This window comes from Jannaschia seosinensis, from assembly GCF_001408515.1.
GTDB classification, from domain to species: Bacteria; Pseudomonadota; Alphaproteobacteria; order Rhodobacterales; family Rhodobacteraceae; genus Jannaschia; species Jannaschia seosinensis.
The window spans coordinates 1-6,157 of sequence record NZ_CYPR01000012.1; the positions used below are offsets into that span (position 1 = coordinate 1).

Genomic DNA, 6,157 nt, shown 5'->3' on the forward strand with positions numbered 1-6,157 from the left:
ATCTCGCGGCCCATGCGGATAAGGGCGCGGGCGTCTGGCAGGTTTTCCATGCGCGAGATCGTCGGCTGCGAACACAAGACCGGCCCTGTTTCCGGGCCACGCTCCAGCGCGATCCTGAAGCTGGGATCGTACCGCAGGGCGGTCGCGTCATTGCCGTCTTCATATCCCGCCGCGATCATCATGATCCGGAACCGGATGATGTCGCACAGGCTATGCTGAACTTTCGCCGGGTCACGCGGATCGTGCAGGCAATCTGCGAGCCGCTGCGCCAGACCCGCCCTGCGCTCGATCTCGCGCAGCAGGGTCAGGCCGGCGTCGGAGCTCATGTCGGCGCCGTCAAACCCGAGCAGGACCGGCTTGCCATTGAGGGGTGACAGGCGGGGCGTGAAGCACGTAGATTGAGCCATGGCGGAGGTCGTCCTGCTGAAATCTGAATCTTCGGCGTCGATAACCAAAAAATACAGAGTTTCAGACGGTTACGCCACCTCCGCCGCCTTCTCGTGAATTATCCGGGCTAGGTGGGGCGGGAGCGTTTTCTCGGTCCCCGCTTTGATGAAAGGGTGAACCGGCGCACGTTCCGGGGAACGGATGCGGATCGGCTTCGTCTGCCCGGAGCGGCACACGATCGCAGCGCGGCCATTCCGCAGAGAGCTACATCCCCGATGAAACGTGCGCTCCTGCCGGGGGTCAGACCGGCCCTATCGCATGAGCGACTCCCTTTCAAAGCCGATTGGGCAGTTGCACCAGCTGGAGACCGCTTCGTCCGAAAGGGCGAGGCTGATGGAACAGGCGGCGCGCCGCGAGTCTTCTTCTTCGACATGGACACATGCCGCATATGCGGGCTGGACGAGGTCAGATCTCGCCAACAGATGCAGGCCGGAGCGGAAAGACTCGCGCTAGCGGTAGGACCTGCTTGGAGCGAAGGAGGCGAAGCTTGCACCAGATCAACATCGCGCTCGCGGTGGCCACCTGCGTCATCGTTCTCGTCGGACTCGTATCCTCCCGCATCGAATCATTGCCCATTTCGAAGCCTCTGCTCGCGGTCGGGGTGGGCATTGCCGTGGGACCGGAGATGCTCCGCTGGCTGGTGCCGGAGAACTGGCCGGATGCGCATGCGATTCTGGAGGCAGCCGCCCGCTTCACGCTGGCGATCTCCGTCTTCGGCGTCGCCCTGCGCACCCCGAAGGAGGATTACCGCCGCCTCCTGCGTCCTGTCGGCCTTCTCCTGACAGGGGGGATGCTCGTGATGTGGCTGACTTCGGCAGGGCTCGCCTGGGCCATCCTCGGCATCTCGCCCCTCCTTGCACTTCTTCTGGGTGCCATCGTCACGCCGACGGATCCCGTCGTTGCCTCTTCGATCGTCACCGGCGGTCTGGCCGAGCGTAGCCTGCCCGACCGGCTGCGCTCCACCCTGTCGCTGGAATCCGGCGCGAATGACGGTCTTGCCTATGTGATCGTGCTGCTTCCGATCCTGCTTCTGGACAACACCGCATCTTCTGCCGCATGGGAGCGTTGGGTCTGGGAGGTTCTGATAATCGGCGTTCTGGTCGCGATCCTCATCGGCGCCATCATCGGCTGCCTCGTGGCCAAGGCCTTGCATCAAGCCAACATGATGGACTGGGTCGAGGAACATTCGCTACTTGGCCTGACCGTCGCGCTTTCCCTCTTCGTGGTCACCGCAGCCAAGCTGCTGGGGTCCGACGGTATTCTTGCCGCCTTCGCGGCCGGGGCCGCGTTCAACCTGACGATCGACCGCTCTGCGGCCTATGAGGAGCAGAACGTGCAGGAGGCGATTGGCAAGCTTTTCAACCTCCCGGTCTTCGTGCTTTTCGGGGCAATGCTGCCTTGGCGCGAATGGATTGGGCTGGGATGGCCTCTACTTGCCTTCGCCTTCGCGGTTCTCTTCCTGCGGCGACCGGCGGCGATCCTTCTGACCGGCCGTGGATTTGGCGGGGCCTTCAAGCTCCGAGACGCCATCTTTCTCGGCTGGTTCGCACCCGTCGGCGTCGCAGCGATATATTACGCCAAGCTTGCGGAGGAGCGGACGCACGATCCTCTTTACTGGCACGCGGCGAGCCTCGTAATCCTGGCCTCGATCCTGAGCCACGGCATCACCTCGGCGGCAGGTCTCGCCAGTTACCGCCGGGCCTCGGGCTAGCACCTGTGCGGCTAGTTTGCATTCGTGCGACCGGTGCGGACGCTCGATTTCGGTGTCGGTCCGCCCTGCCATGATCGCTGTCCGAGCACGGTCTCATAGGAAAGGACTGTCAATCTCCATCTGTGTTCGCGAGGCCCAACCAAACGGCCTGCAATGAGGTACCAACAGCCTTCTTTCGTTCTTGAGGCGCTGTCTCCGCTTCCTGCTCTCCCTGCTCATTACGAAATCCGCTGCTGTTTAATTTTTCGTGTCCGTGGCGCCGCATCATGTGGCTACCTCTTGAAGTAGCGAACAAGGGAGGGCTTCTTAGGAACCAATAGGCGGTGAAGAGCGCGGATCGTCGCGGGGAAATGTGATCATTCGGAACGGAACAGCTAAAGGCCTCACTGTCTTCCCAAGCTCTGTAGAAATCGTCAAGGTGCGCAAAGAGTGAGGAGCATTGCAAGACGGAACGTCTGTTTTTCAAGTGTGTTCAGGACGGCACGTGGGTCTGGAAAAGCTTTCATCGCCGCTGATGCAGCGTTCCGCTCAGTGATTTCGGCGTTTCGGCCGTTATCGGCCTCCAAGAGGCGCAGGAGGCCGATAACCGTCGTTATTACGAACGCTTAGTTTTCATCGTCGGAGGCGTCGCTGTCATTCGACTGCTCGCTCGAATTGCCACCCATAGCGCTGTCACCGCCGTCTTGGCTTATCGAGTTGTTGCCGCCGTTCTGTGCGCCTTGGCCCTCTTGTTGCTCAACCGGACGGCCCGTCGGGTCGTAGAGCACGATATCGGCATCCTGCTGCAACCGCGCCTGAACATCCTGCAGCGCCTGCTGGCGCAGGTATTGCTCGATTTGCGGACGAACCTCTTCGACGGGGGGAAGATCTTGCTGGCCCTGCGCCTGCGCGCTCTCATAAGCCTGCTGCACGGCTTCGTCGGTCACGGCACTCGCCAGTTCCCGATTCAGCCAAACCTGCACGATCGCATCTTCCTCTGCGGCTTCAGCCGAGCCCTCCACGAGGGCAACGACCTCAGGATCGTCTGCGAGGTTCTGTCCACGGGCCTCTTGGAGGATAAGTTCCCGCAGGATCAGTTGCTCCAGTGCCATCGGCACGAGCATTTGCGGCGGCTGCGACTGCAATTGCGGAGGCAGCGCACCGATGACGGTCATGAGGTCCGCGCCCCGGATTTCGGCGTCGCCGACCGTCGCTACGATAGCGTCTGCCTGCGGGCTTCCTGCGGTTTGACCGGATTGTTGCGCGGGCGCTTCCTGCATGGGCTCGTCTGCGTCCTGCGACTGCTGCGCATAGGCGGCTCCGGTCGCGACAGGCAGGCTGAGGAATGCGGCGAGCGCCGTGCTGCGCATGTTCTTGCTTAAACGTGTCATTCTGAATCTCCGTCTTCGTGTCCGTTGTCGCGTTCAACCATAGGGAGAAGCGCATGTTCCGGACCGAAGCGGAGGACGTCGCTGATTTTGCGCTTGTCGGCGCCTATCTGCTTAGACGCACGCTAGGAGAGCACACATCCGGGGTAGCTGCTCTGCCGCGAATAGAGGGCGAGGCAGTGTGCACCACGGGATAGTGGACACTATGGGTGCGTGATGGCTCGTCGGACGAAGCGGCTTCGGAGTGACGAGGGTAAATGATCGATCCGTTTACAGACGACGCCACCGGGAGTGTCGGTTGGGCGGGTGGCGCAGCGCTACGCGATGAATGGTGATCTGATCTTCAAATGGCTACGCAATCCGTATCATGAGCCGGAGCCCCCGGTTGAGCCGGATGCAGCGTGTTTCCTGCCGGTCAAAATCGTCGATCAGCCCACGCACGACGATAGTGAAGCCGCCGCCGGTCCGGTGCCTGCGGCAGACACGATCGAAATCGATACCGCGGGCGGTCACCGGCTGCCAATCAGCGGAGCCTACGGTCCCGAGGCGCTGGTCTGACGAATTCGCGAGTTGGCCGGGTGATCCCTGTCCCGGCGAACACCCGCGTGTGGCTGGCGGCAGGCGTGACGGGCATGCGACGCGGGTTCACGACTCTCGCGGCCCAGGCGGAGACAGTGCTCAAGCAGGACCCGTTCGCCGGGCATATGTTCGTCTTCCGCGGTCGGCGCGGCGATCTGATTAAGATCATCTGGTGGAACGGCGAAGGCGCATGCCTGTTCAGCAACCGTCTGGAGAAGGGCAGGTTTCTGTGGCCGTCGGCGAAGGCGGGCTAGATCGCGCTGACGCCGGCACAGCTGGCCATGCTGCTGGATGGGATTAACTGGCGGCGACCACAACGAGGCTGGACATCTGTCAAAGTGGGATAAGTTGGTCTTGCTAGCGGGTTCGAGCTTCCTGTCTCGCCTCTGTTTTGCATTGATTGGCGATGCTGGAAGTGGCCAAATCCCTGCCGGAAGAGCCCGAGGAACTGCGTTGACTCACGGCGCTTCTGCTCGCCGAGGTCAGGTCGCAGGCGATGCTGATAGAGAAGCTGCGCCATCAACCGGCCGGTCACCGAAGCCATTGCTTCGACACCTCGCCGGAGGCGATCGAGCGGCTTCAACTGGCGCTAGAAGCCAGCGAGATCTCCATTGCGAGGACGGTCGCGATGCCGTCAGCTTACTGACGAAAAAGAGAAGGACAAACCGAAATGCCGTCTCATCCCGATCACATCCCGCGTCAGAAAATCAAACTGATCACCGATAACGATGACAGCGCCCATTGTGAAAGGCTGCGCCGCTTGGGTTCGGATGTGACCGAGGAGTTGGAATAGGTTCCGGGCGGTTCATCGTAAACCGGATCGTGCGCCCGCGGTTTGCGTGTTCCGACTGCGAAGCGTTCATGCATGCCCCCTGCCATCACGTCCGATCGCGCGCGGACGTGCCCGACCGGGTCTGGTAGCACATGTCTTCGTCTCCAAGTATGCAGATCACCTGCCATTGTATCGATAGAGCCAGATCTTCGAGCGGGAGGGGCTGGACCTCGACCCTTCGACGCTGGCGGACTGGGTGGGGAAATCCCTCGTGTAACCGGAACCACTTGCCGATGCCATAGGACGGCGTATGCTGGCCGGGCAGGCTATCATCACCGAAGATACCCCGATCGGGATGTTGACGCCGGGCACCGGCAAGCGCGGCCCTAGACCTATGGGCACGATGAGCGCCCGTGGAGCAGCGACGCTCCGCCATCCATCCGGCATCGCTTCTCTCCCGACCGGAAGGGCCCTCACCCCGAGGATAGAAGGATGATCTGACAGGGTATAGGGGCTGGAAACATTCCGATAGCTACGGCGGTTCCGAGGAGATCTACCGGTCCAGAAACATTTGCGATTTAGACTGAATGGCCCACGTCCGGCGCAAATTTATTAACGTCCACGAGGCCCAGGGGCCGGCCATCGCCGATGAGGCCCATCCGACACATCACGCCGCTCTATGCCCTGGAAAAGGAGGCGTGGGGATTGGCGCCCGGTCGTCGGGTCGAGATCCGGCAGTCGGGAGCGGCGCCAATCTTCGATAATCTCAAGAGTTGGCTGTACGGCGAACAGCCCTACGTTTTGGGCAATTCATCGCTAGATGTTCCGCCCCGGATGATCACCTTTCCCCGCGACGATCCGCGCTCTTCATGGCAAGATCGGTTCTGAGGGACCTTCGAGACGGGGCACGACCATGCTGATACATCTTCCTTCACAAGCAGGCCACGACCACGCCGAAGGTGCGGGCGGCGATCCAGGCGAGCACGGAGCCTGCTCCGGTCCTGGCCGAGCGCTTCGGCATAACGGAGCAGACAGTTTACAAGTGGCGCAAGCGCGACAGCGTCGCGGATCGCAGCCACACGCCGCACAGGCTCCAGACGACGCTGACACCACCGCAGGAGGCCGTCGCGGTGGCCCTGCGAAAGGCGCTGCTGGTGTCGCTGGATGATCTGCTGGCGGTTGTGCGGGAGTTCCTGAACCCGAACGCCTCGCGCTCGGGGCTGGACCGCTGCCTGCGCCGGCATGGCGTGGGGAACCTGCGCGACCTGAAGACCAAGGCGG

At 62.0% G+C, this 6,157-nt stretch carries 5 protein-coding genes and 2 pseudogenes; 5 read left to right on the top strand and 2 right to left on the bottom strand.

What is annotated here, in order from left to right; all coding sequences use genetic code 11:
- On the bottom strand, positions 1-407 hold a 407-nt coding region (locus tag JSE7799_RS01010), incomplete at its 3' end, for a transposase (protein WP_186201802.1).
- 527 nt (positions 408-934) lie between these two features.
- Between JSE7799_RS01010 and JSE7799_RS01015 the strand changes: the two genes are divergently transcribed.
- Positions 935-2,158: a cation:proton antiporter gene (locus tag JSE7799_RS01015; protein ID WP_055661937.1), complete on the top strand. Its 1,224-nt coding sequence runs from the start codon at positions 935-937 to the stop codon at positions 2,156-2,158.
- A 605-nt stretch (positions 2,159-2,763) separates the two neighbouring features.
- Here JSE7799_RS01015 and JSE7799_RS01020 read toward each other — a convergent pair.
- Entirely contained in the window at positions 2,764-3,528 is a 765-nt protein-coding gene (locus JSE7799_RS01020) for a hypothetical protein (RefSeq protein WP_055661938.1), read from the bottom strand.
- 303 nt (positions 3,529-3,831) lie between these two features.
- Here JSE7799_RS01020 and JSE7799_RS01025 point away from each other — a divergent pair, with 303 nt between their 5' ends.
- The 4 genes and pseudogenes from JSE7799_RS01025 to JSE7799_RS01040 form a co-directional block, all read left to right on the top strand.
- Complete coding sequence (locus tag JSE7799_RS01025; protein WP_245624740.1) at positions 3,832-4,083, top strand: hypothetical protein; 252 nt, start codon at positions 3,832-3,834, stop codon at positions 4,081-4,083.
- A 20-nt stretch (positions 4,084-4,103) separates the two neighbouring features.
- A pseudogene (gene tnpB / locus JSE7799_RS01030) lies at positions 4,104-4,451 on the top strand (IS66 family insertion sequence element accessory protein TnpB).
- A 149-nt stretch (positions 4,452-4,600) separates the two neighbouring features.
- A complete protein-coding gene (locus tag JSE7799_RS20790; RefSeq protein ID WP_186201803.1) occupies positions 4,601-4,750 on the top strand; it encodes a hypothetical protein in 150 nt (49 codons plus the stop codon).
- A gap of 1,049 nt (positions 4,751-5,799) precedes the next feature.
- Positions 5,800-6,157 (top strand): annotated as a pseudogene (locus JSE7799_RS01040) (helix-turn-helix domain-containing protein); the annotation flags it as partial.

Bases quoted from the DNA above. Each gene is read 5' to 3' on its own strand.
- JSE7799_RS20790 (WP_186201803.1), top strand. From the start codon at position 4,601: ATGCTGATAGAGAAGCTGCGCCATCAACCGGCCGGTCACCGAAGCCAT.
- JSE7799_RS01020 (WP_055661938.1), bottom strand. From the start codon at position 3,528: ATGACACGTTTAAGCAAGAACATGCGCAGCACGGCGCTCGCCGCATTC.